Source organism: Pseudomonas sp. MAG733B (genome assembly GCF_036884845.1).
In the GTDB taxonomy this organism is placed as follows: domain Bacteria; phylum Pseudomonadota; class Gammaproteobacteria; order Pseudomonadales; family Pseudomonadaceae; genus Aquipseudomonas.
The window spans coordinates 623,355-639,389 of the sequence record NZ_CP145732.1; the positions used below are offsets into that span (position 1 = coordinate 623,355).

Annotated in this window: 21 protein-coding genes; 10 read left to right on the forward strand and 11 right to left on the reverse strand. The window is 59.1% G+C overall.

All coding sequences use genetic code 11. The annotated features are described in order from the left end of the window. Positions 1–38: 38 nt before the first annotated feature. Entirely contained in the window at positions 39–683 is a 645-nt protein-coding gene (locus tag V6Z53_RS02855; RefSeq protein ID WP_338584051.1) for a tyrosine-protein phosphatase, read from the forward strand. Positions 684–726: 43 nt separating this feature from the next. On the opposite strand, the gene V6Z53_RS02860 is transcribed toward V6Z53_RS02855, so the two are convergent. Beyond that, the gene (locus V6Z53_RS02860; RefSeq protein WP_338584052.1) at positions 727–1,014 is read right to left on the reverse strand and encodes a YheV family putative zinc ribbon protein; all 288 of its coding nucleotides are present in this window, start codon (positions 1,012–1,014) and stop codon (positions 727–729) included. Then, entirely contained in the window at positions 1,011–3,062 is a 2,052-nt protein-coding gene (prlC, locus tag V6Z53_RS02865) for an oligopeptidase A (RefSeq protein WP_338584053.1), read from the reverse strand. Before prlC ends, V6Z53_RS02860 begins: the two co-directional genes overlap by 4 nt. 89 nt (positions 3,063–3,151) lie before the next feature. Between prlC and V6Z53_RS02870 the strand changes: the two genes are divergently transcribed. After that, positions 3,152–3,697: a gamma carbonic anhydrase family protein gene (locus tag V6Z53_RS02870; protein WP_338584054.1), complete on the forward strand. Its 546-nt coding sequence runs from the start codon at positions 3,152–3,154 to the stop codon at positions 3,695–3,697. A 28-nt stretch (positions 3,698–3,725) separates the two neighbouring features. Continuing rightward, on the forward strand, positions 3,726–4,376 hold the full coding sequence (locus V6Z53_RS02875) for an HAD family hydrolase (RefSeq protein ID WP_338584055.1): 651 nt from the start codon (positions 3,726–3,728) through the stop codon (positions 4,374–4,376). A 119-nt stretch (positions 4,377–4,495) separates the two neighbouring features. On the opposite strand, the gene V6Z53_RS02880 is transcribed toward V6Z53_RS02875, so the two are convergent. Continuing rightward, the gene (locus V6Z53_RS02880; protein ID WP_338584056.1) at positions 4,496–5,578 is read right to left on the reverse strand and encodes an aminopeptidase; all 1,083 of its coding nucleotides are present in this window, start codon (positions 5,576–5,578) and stop codon (positions 4,496–4,498) included. 59 nt (positions 5,579–5,637) lie between these two features. Here V6Z53_RS02880 and V6Z53_RS02885 point away from each other — a divergent pair, with 59 nt between their 5' ends. Then, a complete protein-coding gene (locus V6Z53_RS02885) occupies positions 5,638–6,060 on the forward strand; it encodes a hypothetical protein (protein WP_338584057.1) in 423 nt (140 codons plus the stop codon). A gap of 40 nt (positions 6,061–6,100) precedes the next feature. Beyond that, positions 6,101–6,520: a hypothetical protein gene (locus tag V6Z53_RS02890; protein WP_338584058.1), complete on the forward strand. Its 420-nt coding sequence runs from the start codon at positions 6,101–6,103 to the stop codon at positions 6,518–6,520. Positions 6,521–6,526: 6 nt separating this feature from the next. Here V6Z53_RS02890 and V6Z53_RS02895 read toward each other — a convergent pair whose 3' ends face one another. Together V6Z53_RS02895 and V6Z53_RS02900 are read right to left on the reverse strand one after the other, a co-directional pair. Next, complete coding sequence (locus V6Z53_RS02895) at positions 6,527–6,760, reverse strand: DUF1161 domain-containing protein (RefSeq protein ID WP_338584059.1); 234 nt, start codon at positions 6,758–6,760, stop codon at positions 6,527–6,529. Positions 6,761–6,939: 179 nt separating this feature from the next. Next, a complete protein-coding gene (locus V6Z53_RS02900; protein WP_338584060.1) occupies positions 6,940–7,371 on the reverse strand; it encodes an OsmC family protein in 432 nt (143 codons plus the stop codon). 241 nt (positions 7,372–7,612) lie between these two features. On the opposite strand from V6Z53_RS02900, the gene V6Z53_RS02905 reads away from it, so the two are divergent. Beyond that, complete coding sequence (locus V6Z53_RS02905; RefSeq protein WP_338584062.1) at positions 7,613–8,614, forward strand: LLM class flavin-dependent oxidoreductase; 1,002 nt, start codon at positions 7,613–7,615, stop codon at positions 8,612–8,614. Positions 8,615–8,679: 65 nt separating this feature from the next. Here V6Z53_RS02905 and V6Z53_RS02910 read toward each other — a convergent pair whose 3' ends face one another. Both V6Z53_RS02910 and V6Z53_RS02915 read right to left on the reverse strand, forming a co-directional pair. After that, positions 8,680–8,901, reverse strand: a complete 222-nt coding sequence (locus V6Z53_RS02910) for a DUF1161 domain-containing protein (RefSeq protein ID WP_338584063.1) — start codon at positions 8,899–8,901, stop codon at positions 8,680–8,682. A 123-nt stretch (positions 8,902–9,024) separates the two neighbouring features. Continuing rightward, positions 9,025–9,240 (reverse strand): dodecin, encoded by a 216-nt coding sequence (locus V6Z53_RS02915; RefSeq protein ID WP_338584064.1) that lies wholly within the window; start codon positions 9,238–9,240, stop codon positions 9,025–9,027. A gap of 157 nt (positions 9,241–9,397) precedes the next feature. Between V6Z53_RS02915 and V6Z53_RS02920 the strand changes: the two genes are divergently transcribed. Next, complete coding sequence (locus V6Z53_RS02920; protein ID WP_338584066.1) at positions 9,398–9,724, forward strand: DUF883 family protein; 327 nt, start codon at positions 9,398–9,400, stop codon at positions 9,722–9,724. Here the strand turns inward: V6Z53_RS02920 and V6Z53_RS02925 are convergent. Then, positions 9,697–10,614, reverse strand: coding sequence for a LysR family transcriptional regulator (locus tag V6Z53_RS02925; RefSeq protein ID WP_338584067.1), 918 nt, complete (start codon positions 10,612–10,614; stop codon positions 9,697–9,699). The two genes, V6Z53_RS02920 and V6Z53_RS02925, sit on opposite strands and share 28 nt — an antisense overlap. Positions 10,615–10,726: 112 nt before the next feature. Between V6Z53_RS02925 and trpB the strand changes: the two genes are divergently transcribed. From trpB to V6Z53_RS02940, 3 genes are all read left to right on the forward strand, one after another. Further along, positions 10,727–11,962: a tryptophan synthase subunit beta gene (gene trpB, locus V6Z53_RS02930; RefSeq protein ID WP_338584068.1), complete on the forward strand. Its 1,236-nt coding sequence runs from the start codon at positions 10,727–10,729 to the stop codon at positions 11,960–11,962. Further along, the gene (gene trpA / locus V6Z53_RS02935) at positions 11,962–12,774 is read left to right on the forward strand and encodes a tryptophan synthase subunit alpha (RefSeq protein WP_338584069.1); all 813 of its coding nucleotides are present in this window, start codon (positions 11,962–11,964) and stop codon (positions 12,772–12,774) included. The genes trpB and trpA overlap by 1 nt, the downstream gene beginning before the upstream one ends. Positions 12,775–12,895: 121 nt before the next feature. Further along, positions 12,896–13,339 carry an anti-virulence regulator CigR family protein gene (locus tag V6Z53_RS02940; RefSeq protein WP_338584070.1) on the forward strand — a complete coding sequence of 148 codons (444 nt, stop codon included), beginning with the start codon at positions 12,896–12,898 and terminating at the stop codon, positions 13,337–13,339. Between the two features lie 51 nt (positions 13,340–13,390). Here V6Z53_RS02940 and V6Z53_RS02945 read toward each other — a convergent pair whose 3' ends face one another. The 3 genes from V6Z53_RS02945 to V6Z53_RS02955 are packed head-to-tail and all read right to left on the reverse strand — an operon-like array spanning position 13,391 to position 16,015. Next, on the reverse strand, positions 13,391–15,352 hold the full coding sequence (locus V6Z53_RS02945; protein WP_338584071.1) for a DUF4105 domain-containing protein: 1,962 nt from the start codon (positions 15,350–15,352) through the stop codon (positions 13,391–13,393). Continuing rightward, positions 15,349–15,669 carry a DUF2388 domain-containing protein gene (locus V6Z53_RS02950; RefSeq protein ID WP_338584072.1) on the reverse strand — a complete coding sequence of 107 codons (321 nt, stop codon included), beginning with the start codon at positions 15,667–15,669 and terminating at the stop codon, positions 15,349–15,351. The genes V6Z53_RS02945 and V6Z53_RS02950 overlap by 4 nt, the downstream gene beginning before the upstream one ends. A 28-nt stretch (positions 15,670–15,697) precedes the next feature. After that, positions 15,698–16,015 carry a DUF2388 domain-containing protein gene (locus tag V6Z53_RS02955; RefSeq protein ID WP_338584073.1) on the reverse strand — a complete coding sequence of 106 codons (318 nt, stop codon included), beginning with the start codon at positions 16,013–16,015 and terminating at the stop codon, positions 15,698–15,700. Between the last annotated feature and the right edge of the window lie 20 nt (positions 16,016–16,035).

Here is a 16,035-nt window from a genome sequence, read left to right on the forward strand (position 1 = left end):
TGGTAACTTCCCGTCCCTTCCTGAACGGTCACCCGAGCATGCCCCTACCGCGTTTTATCCCAGCGATGTGCCTGTCGCTGGTCGCACTGTTCAACTTTACGCCTGCACTGGCTGACGACGGCACTTCGCCGCGCCCGGCAGAGTGGGCTCAATCGGTCGAGGTGCAATACAACCTCTATCAAATGTCCCCGACGCTCTATCGGAGCGCCATGCCGGACCAGGGAGCGGTGCCTTTACTGAAACGACTCAAGGTGGGGACAGTCATCACGTTTCTGCCCGAATCGGATTCGCGCTGGCTGAGTACGCCTGATATCACCCAAGTACAACTGCCCTATCGCACCAACCATGTAGATGACGCAGACATACTCAAGGCCCTGCGCACCATTCAAACCGCCGAAGCCAACGGCCCGGTGCTGATGCACTGCAAGCACGGCTCTGACCGCACCGGCCTGATCGCGGCCATGTACAGGGTGGTGGTGCAAGGTTGGAGCAAGGAGGACGCGCTGAGCGAAATGACTCAGGGTGGCTTTGATGACAGCACCCACTTCAAGGACGGGGTTCGTTACATGATGCAGGCGGATGTCGACAAATTGCGCGAGGCGTTGGCCAACGGCGATTGCAGCACAAGTCCATTTGCAGCGTGTTCAATGAAAAACTGGTTCCAGTCGGCTCATCTTCAGTAGCAACGCCTTCCCCTGCATTGCGCAGAGGAAGGCGTTTTTCTGATCAATGCTGTTCGTCAGTTTTCTTTTTCAGCTTCGGGTTCGGGAAAAACTGCACAGCCTGAACCTTGGTGTCCGGTGCTTTCAGGGCGGACGTGTTGACCCGGGTGCCCAACTCCTTGGGCACCGACAGACCTTGTTCATTCAGCGTATCGGAATAGCCGCAGGCCACACACTCGCGATGTGGCACGCTGTCTTCATTCCACATCATCAACTTGTCCGGCTCACTGCAAGCCGGGCAGACCGCGCCGGCGATAAAGCGTCGTTTGGTAATCACAGGACCCTCACTCATGCTGCCGCGTCCTCACTCAGGCCGCTGTGGCGCAAGAGTGCGTCAATCGATGGCTCACGGCCACGGAAGTCGACGAACAGCACCATCGGCTCCTGGGAACCACCGCGCGCGAGAATCGCTTCCCGGAACGCACGACCGGTGACCGCGTTGAGCACGCCTTCTTCTTCAAACTTCGAGAACGCGTCGGCGGACAGCACTTCAGCCCATTTGTAGCTGTAGTAACCCGCGGCATAACCGCCAGCGAAGATGTGGGCGAAGCTGTTAGGGAAGCGGTTATAGGCCGGCGGACGCATGACCGACACCTCGTCGCGCACGCCTTCGAGCACTTGCAGCACACTGCGGCCGTCGCCATGGGTGGCGTGCAGTTCGAAGTCGAACAGCGAAAACTCCAACTGGCGTACCATCATCAGGCCGGACTGGAAGTTTTTCGCCGCGAGCATCTTCTGCAGCAGGTCCTGCGGCAGTGGCTCACCGCTTTCATAGTGACCGGAAATCAGCGCCAGGCCTTCCGGTTCCCAGCACCAGTTTTCCATGAACTGGCTCGGCAACTCGACCGCATCCCAGGCCACGCCGTTGATACCGGAGACACCGGCATGCTCGACGCGGGTCAGCAAGTGATGCAGGCCGTGACCGAACTCGTGGAACAGGGTGGTCACTTCATCGTGGGTCAGCAGCGCAGGTTTGCCGCTGTCGGCCGGAGTGAAGTTGCACACCAGGTTGGCCACCGGACTTTGCAGCACACCGCCAGCGGTGCGGCGGCGGTCGCGGGCGCCGTCCATCCAGGCACCGCCACGCTTGTTGGCGCGGGCGTAGAGGTCGAAGAAGAAGCGGCCGACGTGCTGGCCGTTTTCCTTGATCTCGAACAGGCGAACATCGGGGTGCCAGGTGTCGAAGCCTTTCTGTTCGGCGATTTCGATGCCGTACAGACGTTGCACGATGGCGAACAGGCCGCCCAGCACTTTATCGATCGGGAAATAGGCGCGCAGGGCTTCCTGGGCAACGCTGTAACGCTGCTCGCGGAGTTTTTCACCGTAGAAACCGCTGTCCCAGCTTTGCAGGTCCGGGCAACCTTGTTCGGCGGCGTAAGCCTTGAGCTGTTGCAGATCCTGCGCGGCGAACGGTTTGCTGCGCTGGGCCAGGTCGCGCAGGAAACTCAGCACCTGATCGCTGGATTCGGCCATTTTGGTGGCCAGGCTCAACTCGGAGAAACTGCCGAAGCCCAAGAGTTTTGCCAGTTCCTGACGCAGGTCGAGGATTTCTTCCATGACCGGGCCGTTATCGTTCTGCCCGGCATTCGGGCCTTGGTCCGACGCGCGGGTGCAGTAGGCGGCGTAGACTTCTTCGCGCAGGGCACGGTCGTGGGCGTAGGTCATCACCGCGTAGTAGCTCGGGAATTCCAGGGTGATCAGCCAGCCATCCAGCTCTTTAGCCTGGGCAGCGGCGGCCATTTGCGCCTTGGCCGAATCGGTCAGCCCGGCGAGAGCCGCTTCATCGGTGATGTGCTTGGTCCAGGCCTGGGTCGCGTCGAGCAATTGGTTGGAGAAACGACTGCCCAGCTCGGACAGTTTGCTCTGCACTTCGGCGTAACGCTTTTGCTCGGCTTCCGGCAGGTCGATACCCGACAGACGGAAGTCACGCAGGGCGTGTTCCAGGATAGTTTTCTGCGCCACGTCGAATCCGGCGGCTTCCGGGCTGTTGGCCAGGGCTTCATAGGCCTGGAACAGTTCACGGTTCTGGCCCATTTCGGTGGAGTAGGCGCTCAAGGCCGGCAGGCACGATTCGTAGGCTTCGCGCAGTTCGGCGCTGTTGCACACGGCATTCAAATGGCTGACCGGGCTCCAGGCGGCGCCCAGGCGATCGTTGAGTTCGTCCATCGCCAGCACCAGGCCGGCCCAGGTCGGTTGTTTGCCCTGGGTCTTGAGGATCTCGATAATGGCGGCGCGGTTGTCAGTCAGGATCTGTTCAATGGCCGGTTGCACATGCTCGGCACGGATCGCGGAGAACGGCGGCAGGTCGTAGGACTGCAAAAGAGGGTTGTTCACGCTCACGGTTGGCACCTTGGCTGGAAGAAACATGCAGCCATCTTAATTACAATCGACGTTCACCGCAGCTATCAGCAACAGAGAGAAACCCTATCGTGAACCTTCGCAAGTATCAGAACCACACGCCGCTGCTGGGCAAAGGCGCTTTTGTCGACCGTTCGGCGGTGGTGATCGGCGACGTCGAGATCGGCGAAGACAGCTCGGTATGGCCATTGACGGTGATCCGCGGCGACATGCACCGCATCCGTATCGGTGCGCGCACCAGCGTGCAGGACGGCTGCGTGCTGCACATTACCCATGCCGGGCCGTTCAATCCTGACGGGTTCCCGTTGCTGATCGGCGATGACGTGACCATAGCCCACAAAGTCATGCTGCATGGCTGCACCGTCGGCAGTCGGGTTTTGATCGGAATGGGCAGCATCGTCATGGACGGCGCAGTGGTCGCCGACGATGTGATCATTGGCGCCGGCAGTCTGGTGCCCCCGGGCAAGCGCCTGGAAAGCGGATTCCTGTATGTCGGTAGCCCGGTGAAACAGATCCGGCCACTGACTGACAAGGAACAAGCCTTTTTCACCTACAGCGCGGCGAACTACGTGAAGCTCAAGGATCTGCATCTGGCCGAAGGCTACGATCAGGTCTGAAACGTCTCGCTATTGCCCAGGATTTTTCATGCATTACCAAACCGTTCTGTTCGACCTCGATGGCACCCTCACCGACCCGCGTGAAGGCATCACCCGTTCGATTCAGTTTGCCTTGAGCAAGCTCGGCATCGATGAGCCCGACCTGACCAAACTCGAACACTTCATCGGCCCGCCGTTGTTGCAGGCGTTCATGCAGTTTTATGACTTCGATGAGCCGAAAGCCTGGGAAGCGGTGAATTTCTATCGCGAGCGTTTCAAGGTCACCGGCCTGTACGAAAACCGCGTGTTCGATGGCGTCACGCCGCTGCTCGAAACCCTTGGCGGACAAGGGCGACAGCTGTACATCGCCACCTCCAAGCCATGGGTTTTCGCCCGGGAAATCGCCCGGCATTTCGACTTCGCCAAACACTTCAAAGTGATCTACGGCAGCGAACTGGACGGCACCCGGACCAACAAGGTCGAATTGATCGCGCACCTGATTGCGGAAGAAGGCCTGGACCCGGCCAATACCCTGATGATCGGCGACCGCAAGCACGACTTGATCGGTGCGCGCAGCAATGGGTTGGATGCGGCGGCGGTGGGGTATGGGTTTGGCAGTCGGGAAGAGCTGAGTGCCGAAGCCCCGGCCTTCCATTTTGAAACGCTGGACGAGATGCATCAGGCGTTTTTGCGGCATTAATTAAATCGCCATCGCGGGCAAGCCTTGCTCCTACGGATTAATGTCGTTCACAACATTGTGGTTCGACCTTACCTCCTGTAGGAGCAAGGCTTGCCCGCGATGACGTCAGCCCAGTCACATCAAACGTCAGAACCTGCCAAAGTCTTCAACGCAGCTTTGCGCTGATCAACCGGCAACGCACCAAGCCTCTCCACTGCTGCATAAAATTTCAGCCAATCTCCGCCCGCTTGTTTGAACAACGCCGCAAACGCCGGCACCCATTGGTCATACAAGCCAAACGGCAGCAACCGGGCATTGTTCATCGGCGCATTGATCCACGCGTCGTAACGTTTGTCCCCAGCCCATTGGCTATCGCGTATCTGTCGGTATTCGCTGCGCAATTGCTCGAACGCTTCAGCTTTGCGTCGACGCATTTGCTCGGGCGGCAGCGGCAGGGTGTACAGTTTTTCAAGGCGGGTGCGGGTGTCCAGCACCAGCTGAATGAATTGATCTCGCTGTTGTGCCTGTGTCCCGCTTTCAGGCAGCAGGCTGCGGTAAGCGCGCCATTGGCGGGTGCCTTCCTGCTCGACGAAGGTGGCGAATGACTCGTTGAACTCCGTGTCGTCCTTCACATAAACGCGCTGGTGCGCGAGTTCGTGAAAGATCAGCGTGGCCAGGCGCTCATCGCCCCAACCCATCATCGAGTTCATGATCGGATCGTTGAACCAGCCCAGGGTCGAATACGCCTCGACACCGCCAATCGACACGTCCATGCCCTGTAGACGTTGCAGCGCTGCCTCACCGCGAGCCGCACTCTGGTTGTAGTACCCGCGATAGGCCACGCAACCGGCAATCGGGAAGCAATGGTTCTGTGGCTTCAGGGAAAATTCCGGCGTGACGAACACGTTCCAGACCACATAGGGCCGGCCGATGTCGGCATACAGGCGATAGCTCTGATTGTCCGGCAGGTGCAGCTGTCGGCTGGCGAAGGTCCGGGCATTTTGTGATTGGGCCAGGTGCGCACGCAGTTTCTCATCGCGCTGTGGGTCGGCAATCACACTGGAAACCGGCTCTCGTGCCCGCAGCAGTTGCAGCTGACCGCTGGCCAATTGGCTGTAGTAGCTGACGCTGGAACAACCGTTGAGCAACAAAAACAACACACCCGGAAACAAAACGCGCAAAACGCGATCAAGTAACCCAGGGCTTGGACGCAGCCTTATCAAAATAAAAAATTCCCGGAGAGTCTGCTCGCAAGACTATCCCGCTTGACTGGAGCTCCGCTATGCGCAAATTGATGCTGACGGGAGGCCTGCTGACGCTGGCCGGTTGTGCTGGATTCGGATTGCCTCACCATGATCCGACGCAAGCATGGATCGATCTGGAGTCGCATCAGGAAGACACGGCCCTGCTGGCGGTGGAGGTGGATAATAAAGCGGCCACCGATAAACGCTATTTTGAGGTGCAGCCCGGCAGCCATGAGCTGACGGTCCGTTATCAATTCCCGGTCCAGCCCACCAACATCGGGCCCGACGCCGAGCCACTCTGGCGTGATTGCCAGATGAATGTGAAATTCAACGACTTCAACGCGGGCGAGCGCTATCAATTGCAAGCGGGGAATATCGGTTTTAGGCCGTGGGCCAAGCTCTACGATCAGCAGCGAAAAGTAATTGGCCAAGGCACACCTGCAGGCTGCCAACGCACCTGATCGGCGCTATTCTGAAGATCCCGACATTGGGACATTCATCATGCGCAGGTTGATGCTGTTACTGGCCGCGAGTGCGATGGCCGGCTGTTCGACTCCGATGCCGGCGGCCAATCCGAACATGGCGTGGGTCGACTTCTCTACGCCGTTTCCCAACGATAAATTGCTGATGGCCGAGCGACTGGACAATCAGCGTTTACGCGAGGGGCGTTTTTTCCAGGTGACTCCCGGTAGCCACGAACTGACTGTGCGCTTCGATTTTGAAGTTCCGGGCGGTGGTTCGGACTTGTTCGGCGGCTCCACAGAGCGGTTGTGCTACATGATCATCAAGTACGATCACTTCGAGGCCGGTCAGCGATATCTGCTGCAAGCCCGCTCCATGGCGTTCACCCCCGAAGCACGGCTGTATAACGCCAAACATGAAATTGTTGCAGAAGAGCGTCAGATCAACTGTGTGCCGTGAGGCCGATCAGCGGTCGTTCTTCTGATAGATGATTTTCTTGGTGCCGTTCTCGCACGAGCCTACGACCATGTTCTGATCGTGTACTTCGTCGTTGCGAACGATCTCCAGGGTGTAGGACGTCACCCCGCGGGCCTGGATCTTGGCTTCGATCTCGGCCTTGAGTTCTTCACAGGGTTTCGGTGCCGCCAAAGTCGAAGTGGCCATTGCGCAACAGATAACCGCCAAGGCAAAACGTTTCATGGTTGAAGCTCCCTTGAGGCAGCGCGCATGGACATGCGTTTTTGCTGCTGTCATTTATTCGACCATAGTTTTGCGACCGTTGTTTTGTTTCAACGCAAAAAGATCGCAGCCTGCGGCCGCTCTTACAGATTCACTCTGCCTTAGTAGGAGCTGCCGAAGGCTGCGATCTTTGAGCTGGTTTAATTCACCAAAGTCGCGTCAAGACTGATCTTGGCATTCAGCACCTTGGAAACCGGGCAACCTTCCTTGGCCTTGTTGCTCAGTTCCTCGAATTGCGCCTGGCTGGCGCCGGGAATTTTCGCCTTGAGGATCAGTTTCACCGCCGTGATCGCAAAACCGCCGTCTACCTGGTCCAGAGTGACTTCGGCATTGGTATCGATGCTTTCAGCCTTGAGTCCTGCGTCACCGAGAATCATGGAGAAGGCCATGGAGAAACAACCCGCATGCGCGGCGCCGATCAGCTCTTCCGGGTTGGTGCCCTTGCCGCCTTCGAAGCGCGCCTTGAAGCCATAAGGCGCTTCCCTGAGTACGCCGGTTTCCGTGGAAATCGAGCCGATGCCGGTTTTCAGATCACCTTCCCAGTGGGCCGATGCTTTCTTGATGATAGCCATGCCTTGTCTCCTCAAGATCCGGCGCGAAGCGTCGCGCCTTCGTGGTTTTGGTCGCTAGGGTTCTGAGGATAGACGGTGACGCAAAGTTCACTTCATCCGATCGGTCCGCTTTTTTGGTAGGAATTTTTCCCGTGCTATTGAAACTCGGGTATATGCCCACATTGCATGAAACACGCTTATAGAATCGGCAGGTTTTCGTTCGCAAGAAAAAACCTGCGCCCTCAATTGGAGAAGCAGGTTCATGAAACGACTGTCCGATATCAAGTTCTCGACTCTCGATCTGGTCCCCGTGCGGGAAAACGGCAGCGCGGCCCAGTCGCTGCGCAACTCGCTGGACCTGGCGCAGCACGTCGAGAAATTCGGCTACCACCGCTTCTGGGTCGCCGAACACCACAACATGGACGGCATCGCCAGTTCCGCGACCTCGGTGCTGCTGGGTTATCTCGCGGGGGGCACGTCGACCATTCGCGTCGGTTCCGGCGGCGTAATGTTGCCTAACCACGCGCCGCTGGTGATTGCCGAACAGTTCGGCACCCTGGAAAGCCTGTATCCGGGCCGCATTGACCTGGGACTCGGTCGTGCTCCTGGTTCCGATCAGATGACCGCCCGTGCGCTGCGCCGCGAGCGTTCCGGCAGCGCCGACGACTTCCCTGAAGATGTTGCTGAACTGGTGCGTTATCTCGGCCCACGCACTCCGGACCAACGCGTTATCGCGATGCCCGGCACCGGAACCAATGTGCCGATCTGGCTGTTGGGTTCCAGCCTGTTCAGCGCACAACTGGCAGGTGAACGCGGTTTGCCCTACGCCTTCGCGTCACATTTCGCACCGCGCTTCATGCACGAAGCCATTCGCGTCTATCGCAATCACTTCAAGCCTTCAGCCGTGCTGGACAAGCCTTACGTGATGCTCGGCGTGCCATTGGTGGCTGCTGATACCGATGAGCAGGCTGACTATTTGGCGACTTCGGTTTTCCAGCGCATTCTCGCGTTGATGCGTGGTCAGAGCCTGGTGCAGCGTCCGCCGGTGCAAACCATGGATGGCCTGTGGCTGCCCCATGAGAAAGCCGCGGTGCAGGATTTCCTGGGGCTGGCCATGATTGGCAGCCCGCAGAAGATCCGGGCGAAGCTGGACGTACTGATCGAGCAGACCCAGCCCGACGAGCTGATTTTTACCTGCGACCTGTACGAACATGCCGATCGTCTGCATTCCTACGAGCTGTTGGCGCAAGTCATGAAGGGCTGACATTTCGTTCAGCGCATAAAAAAGCCGACATTATGCGTCGGCTTTTTCATACACAGCGGTTCACCCTAGCGTTTGTAGACAATTTCCTTCGTACCCTTTTCACAGGTGCCGACGACTTTTCCGTCAGCCGCACTGCCTTTATCGACAATCTCCAGCGAATAATTGGAAACGCCCTTGGCATCAAGCTTTGCGGCGATCTCGGCTTTCAGCTCTTCGCAGGATTTGCCGTCAGCGAAGGCAGTACCCGCCAGGCTCAACAAACCTACCGCCAAAATAAACTTCTTCATCGGTCGCATTCTCTGGTCGGATCAAAAAGGGGCATCCAGGCACTGGCCGGACACGCTCATTCAGCGCTTTGCCATTCCTTGTGGCATTCGGCCAGCGCGCAAGTTCAGAAGACTAGACCAAAGTCAGCTGCTGGCAATCCGGAATCCTACCTTGAGGGTGACCTGGAAGTGCGCTGCCTTGCCATCCTTGATATGCCCACGGGTTTCGATGACTTCAAACCATTCCATGTACTTGAGACTTTTACTGGCCTCGGCCAGTGCGTTGTTGATCGCGTCTTCGATGCTGCTGGTGGACGAGCCAACCAGTTCGACTTTCTTGTAGGTGTGATGGTCAGTCATGGCGTTCTCCTTAGGGTGTGAAATACAGCCTAGCAGTGAATTTCCGTCTTACTTCTGTCGGTTCGTCCGACATGGGAGTTCACATTTACTGCACTTTCTCGAGCCCCTGAAGTCCCAACCAACACACGCCACTCATCAACAATGCAGGAGAGCCACCATGGCCAACAGCTCGTTACGTAAAGCCTCATTGCAAAGCATGGAAGCGGAGATCGAGAGTCTGCTCAAATCCTTGGAAAACCTGAAGGACGACGCCTCGGACGAGTCGCGTAAAACCCTCAAGGTGCTTAAAGGCAACGCCGAGAGCGCGCTGAGACACTCGCGCCATCTGCTCGCCGATGCCTATGAAGAGGTCAAGGTTAAAACCCGGGAAACCGGAATCGCGACCCGGGACTACGCCCAGGAACACCCTTGGACTACAGCCGGTGTTGCCGTTGGTGCGCTGGGCCTGCTGGCGGCTTACCTGTTGTTCAAACGCGGTGACTGATCTGCCTGGCGCAGCTCGTTTTTGAGCCATTGCGCCAGTTGCCGGGCGCGCCCGTCCGCGGCGCGCTTGGGTAACCACAACGCCAGATGCGCCGGGGTTTCGCTGAAACCCCACGGTGCGACCAGGCGACCCGCCTTCAAGTCTTCGGCCACCAGCGGTTCAGGGGCAATCGCCACGCCCAGCCCGGCCACGGCCGCCTCCAGCAAGTAATACAAATGCTCGAAACCTTGTCCGTACTTCAACGCTTTGGCGTCGAGGCCGCTTTGTTGCGCCCAACTGGGCCAGGCTTGCGGACGCGAGGTGGTGTGCAGCACTGATTCGCTCAGCAGCGCTGTGGCGGGCGCCGACTTGAGCCGTTCATACCCGGCAAACCGTGGACTCATCACCGGGCCGATCCGTTCGCTGGCGAGCTCGAATACCTGCATGTCCGCTGGCCAGGGCGGTTCGGCAAACACCAGCAAGGCATCCAGGCCCGGACGGCGGGGGTCGAGATCACCTTCGCCAGCCGACAGGTGCAGACGCAAGTCCGGCAAATCAGCGTTCAGCCGCCCCAGACGCGGAATGAACCATCGGGCCAGCAAGCTTCCCGAACAGCCGAGTACAAAAGGCGCATCGGCGGTGCTCTGGGTGATTTCAGCGCACACGGTACGCAGGCGCTCGAACGCTTCAGCGCTGGCGTCGCGCAAACGCAGGCCGGCATCTGTGAGTTTAAGGCCGCGACCATCCTTGATGAAAAGACTCACACCGAGGTGTTCTTCCAGCACTTTCAGCTGACGACTAACTGCGCCGTGGGTGACGTGCAGCTGCTCGGCGGCCTGACTGACACTGTTCAGGCGGGCCGTTGCTTCGAAGGCGCGCAGGGCGTTCAGCGGTGGGAGGTCGTGGCTCATGGGATCTGTGAGTTTTCCTGACAGGTTGCGGCGATCTTATCGGTTTTCAGTCTGGTACGTCAGGGGTAGAGTGGACCTCATTGTCACTTCACGCATTCAACTGGAGCGCCCCATGACCCAGACTAATCTGCGCAACGGCCCTGACGCCAACGGCCTGTTTGGCGCGTTCGGCGGCCGTTACGTCGCTGAAACCCTGATGCCGTTGATCCTCGATCTGGCCCGCGAATACGAAGCGGCCAAGGAAGATCCTGCATTCAAAGAAGAATTGGCCTACTTCCAGCGCGACTACGTCGGTCGTCCAAGTCCGCTGTATTTCGCCGAACGCCTGACCGAGTTCTGCGGCGGCGCGAAGATTTATCTCAAGCGTGAAGAGCTGAACCACACCGGCGCGCACAAGATCAACAACTGCATCGGCCAGATCCTGCTGGCGCGGCGCATGGGCAAAAAACGCATCATCGCCGAGACCGGCGCCGGCATGCATGGCGTGGCGACCGCTACCGTTGCGGCACGTTTCGGCCTGGACTGCGTGATCTACATGGGCACCACTGACATCGAACGTCAGCAAGCCAACGTTTTCCGCATGAAGTTGCTGGGCGCCGAAGTAATCCCGGTCGTGGCTGGTACCGGCACCTTGAAGGACGCGATGAACGAAGCCCTGCGTGACTGGGTGACCAACGTCGACAGCACTTTCTATCTGATCGGCACCGTGGCCGGTCCGCACCCTTATCCAGCGATGGTTCGCGACTTCCAGGCCGTCATCGGCAAGGAAACCCGCGACCAGTTGCAAGCCCAGGAAGGCCGCCTGCCGGACAGTCTGGTGGCGTGCATCGGCGGTGGTTCCAACGCCATGGGCCTGTTCCACCCGTTCCTCGACGACAAAAGCGTGGACATCATCGGTGTTGAAGCGGCCGGCTATGGCATCGAAACCGGCAAACACGCAGCCAGCCTCAACGGCGGCGTACCGGGTGTTCTGCACGGCAACCGCACTTTCCTGCTGCAGGACGACGATGGCCAGATCATCGACGCCCACTCGATTTCCGCCGGCCTGGACTACCCGGGTATCGGCCCGGAACACGCCTGGTTGCATGACATCGGCCGCGTCCAGTACACCTCGGTGACCGACGATGAAGCCCTCGCCGCGTTCCACCAATGCTGCCGCTTGGAAGGGATCATTCCTGCGCTGGAAAGCGCCCACGCTTTGGCCGAAGTGTTTAAACGCGCACCGAAGCTGCCGAAAGATCACCTGATGGTGGTCAATCTGTCCGGCCGTGGCGACAAAGACATGCAGACCGTGATGCACCACATGGAACACTCTCAACAAGAGCAATCCAAGCAGGAGAAACACTGATGAGCCGCCTGCAAACACGTTTTGCCGAACTCAAGGAACAGAACCGCGCCGCCCTGGTGACCTTCGTCACCGCTGGCGACCCGGATTACGACACGTCCCTGGCGATCCTAAAGGGCTTGCCGGCGGCTGGCGCCGATGTGATCGAGTTGGGCATGCCCTTCACCGATCCAATGGCCGATGGTCCGGCGATCCAGCTCGCCAACATCCGCGCGTTGGCTGCCAAGCAGAACCTGGCGAAAACCCTGCAAATGGTTCACGAGTTCCGCGAAGGCAATGCCGAGACGCCACTGGTACTGATGGGCTACTTCAACCCGATCCACATGTACGGCGTGCCGCGTTTCATTGCCGAAGCCAAAGAGGCCGGTGTTGACGGTCTGATCGTGGTCGACCTGCCACCGGAGCATAACGGTGAGCTGTGCGACCCGGCGCAGGCTGCGGGTCTGGACTTTATCCGCCTGACCACACCGACAACCGATGACGTGCGTTTGCCGACTGTTCTCAACGGCAGCTCCGGTTTTGTGTACTACGTGTCGGTGGCCGGTGTGACTGGTGCTGGCGCAGCGACGCTGGAGCATGTCGAAGAGGCGGTCGCTCGTCTGCGTCGCCATACCGATCTGCCGATCAGCATCGGTTTCGGCATTCGCACACCAGAGCAAGCGGCGAACATCGCGCGTCTGGCCGATGGTGTCGTGGTGGGTTCGGCCTTGATCGATCACATCGCCAATGCGACGACGCCGGAGCAGGCTGTGGATGGCGTACTGAGCCTTTGCTCGGCGTTGTCCGAAGGCGTGCGTAAAGCTCGCGTCAGCTGAAGGTAAAGTTCCTGATACAGAGGAATTAGAGCCTTCCGGCACAGACTAATCAGCAAGACCGAGGGCTTCAGGACTACGTTCTGAAACCCTTTTTGCTGTTTGTGTTGTGAGGAAATACCTGATGAAAATGCCGAAACGTCTGATTGCCAGCCTGGGTGTGCTGATGCTCGGTGCGACTCCGTTGCTGCACGCCAGCGCCGATCAACGCGACGATCATGACCACGGCGGCCCGCAGCAGGGGCATTACGACAACCACGATAACGATCATCGTGGCGGGCAAGAGAACCATCGCGGTGGGCCGCCGCCACGGGACTTTGGTCCGGTGCGCCAGACGATTCACGACCATCATGACTATTTCGTCCGTGGCGCGCCGCCACCTCCAGGCATTCATCTGGAGCGCGGCCGGCCACTGCCTCGCGGGTACTACGGCGAACGCCTGGACAACCGCGCGCTGAGTCGGCTTCCGTACTACCCAGGCTACGAATGGCGCCGGGCGGGTGGAGATGTCGTGCTGATCGCCGTAGGAAGCGGGGTGGTGTATGAAATTCTTGAAGGGGTGCTTTGATTAGCCTCTAGGAAAAAGGGTCTCGCGGCGGCTTGCCACGAGACCCTTTTTTTACGGCAGCTCCAGGCCACCCGCTGCTTTGTGCAGCTTGCGCAGATGTTCGCCGATCTGTTTCACGTTGGCTTCGTTGGCCGCCATCTCGGCTGCACGCTTGGGTTCGAGCAGCGCCCTGACTTCCTTGTCCAGATCCCCGGTCAGTGCCTGAAGCTGTTTCTGGCGCAGGCTGGTTTCCGATTCCAGGCGTTGCCATTCATTCGGCTGCGGCAAGCCATACCCACCGCTGCCCAGTAGCTCCGCTGGACGACTGAGGAAGCCGCTGTTATCGAGAATTTGCCTGAGTGTCGCGTTAGCCTTGTCCATTCCGCCGTTTTTCAGTTCACGGGCGCCCAGATAACGCTGTTTGACTTCGTCCTGAGCCAGCAATAACTGGCGCCTGAAGCTCGCTTGTTCCAGCAGCAGCAGTGCGGCGCTAGTGCGCAAGTCAGCCTGTTCGAACCATTTGCGGCGGTCTTCAGCCTTCAAATCCAGCCAGTCTTCGACGGTTTCCTGTTTGACCGGCAAGTGCTTTTTCAGCACTTCGAACATTGCTTGATAGCGATCGCGGAAGGAGTCGAACCGATAGCCCAGGCGCAGAGCCTCCCGGGGATCGTCCAGCACGCTGGTATCCGCCAGCTCGCGCCCTTTCAGCACTTCAAGCAGGCCGTTAGGCATGATGTTGTCCAGAGCGACCAGTTTTGAATTGTTGGTGCCGCTGCGCAGTAACTTCAGCTCCTCCACCGCGCAGTTGTTGGACAGGAAGAAGTAGTTGCCGTCGTAGCTCCAGTGCATCTCGGCGGCACGCTCCACTACGCCTTCAATCTCGCTGCGCGACAGATTGAGTGGCACCGAAGCGAGGCTGCGCAATTCAGTCTTGGTGTATTCGTCGATCACTTGGGCCAACGGCAACACAAACAGGCGCGACGGGTATTTGCCCACCAATCCATCCCAGCTCGATAGCTGCACATCGCCGACGAAGGCGCGGTAGGACAGCACCAGGTGCTGATCCAGGTCCAAGCGACAGTCCGGACCGCGTGGTCTACCCGGCTTGCAGATCACCAGCCGCAACATGCTATGGCCCCAACGGCTGACCCAGTTCTGGTTGGCCTCGGCCAGCAGGTAATCGACGGCATACACCCGCTCTGGATCGACCTGGCCCAATGGCGTCTTGGCGAAATCGTTGCCGGCATTAAGGAAGGCGAAGGTTTTGCCGCAGGCGTCTTTGGCGGCGGGTGCCCAGCCGAAGTGTTCTTTGTAGTAGCGGTACAGGGCAGGGCGACGGCAGGCGTAACTCGGGTCGAGGAGGAAATACTCCATGTTGACCGCGACAAACTCCTTCGGGCTGCTGGTTTCGTAGATGTCCGGGCTGCGCGCGATCTGACGGTTGTGCTGCTCGCGTTCGCCGCGACGGCCAACGTATTGCTGCCAACCGGCGAGGTCGAGCAGGCGCGGGTCATCGCTGAGGGTGAAGCGGCGACCTGACTGGCCGCGACACTGATCGGGTATGCCAACCAGCCCCGAGCTGCTGTCCTGACGGCTGCAACGCTGGATCAGTGTGCGCTCCGCCTGCGTCCACAGGCGCGAGCGGTCGTAGATGTGGGTCAGTTCGTGCAACACCGTCGCGAGCATTTCCCGGCGCACGGTGCCATGGGGGCGATAGGTTTTCTTGGTTGCGGCGCTACCGTCGGTGAGGCTGGCCAGCAGCTTGCGATTCAAATCGAGCTCGGCCACCAGCGACGCCTGACCGTAGGCGTTAGCGGGCATGTCATCGGTCCAGCCAACGTCAATGCGTCGGTCCAGTTGCTCGATGAAACGCGGTGGCAGCGCCTGCATGGCTTCATCGAGCAAGGCCTGGCTGGCTTGCTGCTGTGCAGGACTCAGACCGTCAGTCTTGAGGCGTAATTCCAGGCCGGCGTTGGCGCTGGTGCCGAACAGCAACAGCGCCCCGGCCAACAGCCAGGCTGTTGGCCGCCTCACAGTGCGAGGATGGCTTCAGCTAGATCCTGGTCACTGGCATCGCGAGCTTCTGGCACTCGGGTGCGCAACAAATCGAACGCGGATTCCAGGTGTGCGCCACGAATATCGCCATTGCTGGCAACGAAACTGGCGGCATCGTCCTGGGCTTCGCGGACGATTTTCGAGTCGCGAATCGATGTCGTGGTATCAGACGTGAAATCGAGTGTGCGCTGGGTCGCGCGGATAAGAATGTTACTGGTGGCAACCAGGGTTTGGGCCTGGGCCACGTCAGCCAACAACAACAGGCCTAGGGTGGCGACAATCAGCGGGTTACGCATGGAACAACTCCGGGGAAACAGGGAATAACTATTGGACGAGAATTGCCTGTGCCAGTTCAAGGTCGCTGACATGAAGTTTTGGCTGGGTCTGGCGCAGGTAACGCAGTGCCGACTCCAGTTGTGCGCCTCTCAGTTTGCCGTCAGTGGCAATGAAGGCCGCGGCATCATCCCGGGCGGCGAGCAGCAGTTTATGGTCGAAGGGCGCAGAGGTCACCATGCTCGTGGCGTAACCGCTGGCCACGGTGCCTTGGGTCGACAGGTTGAAGGCGTCGAAGGCATGCGCCGAACCTGAATAGCTGGCCGCAAGAAAGATTGAAGTGACGAACAGATTTGAAAGAAAACGCATGAGACTCGACAGTTGAAAGT

Coding starts and splice junctions, on each gene's coding strand:
- V6Z53_RS02855 (WP_338584051.1), top strand. CDS start 39: ATGCCCCTACCGCGTTTTATCCCAGCGATGTGCCTGTCGCTGGTCGCA.
- V6Z53_RS02860 (WP_338584052.1), bottom strand. CDS start 1,014: ATGAGTGAGGGTCCTGTGATTACCAAACGACGCTTTATCGCCGGCGCG.
- V6Z53_RS02875 (WP_338584055.1), top strand. CDS start 3,726: ATGCATTACCAAACCGTTCTGTTCGACCTCGATGGCACCCTCACCGAC.
- V6Z53_RS02885 (WP_338584057.1), top strand. CDS start 5,638: ATGCGCAAATTGATGCTGACGGGAGGCCTGCTGACGCTGGCCGGTTGT.
- V6Z53_RS02890 (WP_338584058.1), top strand. CDS start 6,101: ATGCGCAGGTTGATGCTGTTACTGGCCGCGAGTGCGATGGCCGGCTGT.
- V6Z53_RS02895 (WP_338584059.1), bottom strand. CDS start 6,760: ATGAAACGTTTTGCCTTGGCGGTTATCTGTTGCGCAATGGCCACTTCG.
- V6Z53_RS02900 (WP_338584060.1), bottom strand. CDS start 7,371: ATGGCTATCATCAAGAAAGCATCGGCCCACTGGGAAGGTGATCTGAAA.
- V6Z53_RS02905 (WP_338584062.1), top strand. CDS start 7,613: ATGAAACGACTGTCCGATATCAAGTTCTCGACTCTCGATCTGGTCCCC.
- V6Z53_RS02910 (WP_338584063.1), bottom strand. CDS start 8,901: ATGAAGAAGTTTATTTTGGCGGTAGGTTTGTTGAGCCTGGCGGGTACT.
- V6Z53_RS02915 (WP_338584064.1), bottom strand. CDS start 9,240: ATGACTGACCATCACACCTACAAGAAAGTCGAACTGGTTGGCTCGTCC.
- V6Z53_RS02920 (WP_338584066.1), top strand. CDS start 9,398: ATGGCCAACAGCTCGTTACGTAAAGCCTCATTGCAAAGCATGGAAGCG.
- V6Z53_RS02925 (WP_338584067.1), bottom strand. CDS start 10,614: ATGAGCCACGACCTCCCACCGCTGAACGCCCTGCGCGCCTTCGAAGCA.
- trpB (WP_338584068.1), top strand. CDS start 10,727: ATGACCCAGACTAATCTGCGCAACGGCCCTGACGCCAACGGCCTGTTT.
- trpA (WP_338584069.1), top strand. CDS start 11,962: ATGAGCCGCCTGCAAACACGTTTTGCCGAACTCAAGGAACAGAACCGC.
- V6Z53_RS02940 (WP_338584070.1), top strand. CDS start 12,896: ATGAAAATGCCGAAACGTCTGATTGCCAGCCTGGGTGTGCTGATGCTC.
- V6Z53_RS02950 (WP_338584072.1), bottom strand. CDS start 15,669: ATGCGTAACCCGCTGATTGTCGCCACCCTAGGCCTGTTGTTGTTGGCT.
- V6Z53_RS02955 (WP_338584073.1), bottom strand. CDS start 16,015: ATGCGTTTTCTTTCAAATCTGTTCGTCACTTCAATCTTTCTTGCGGCC.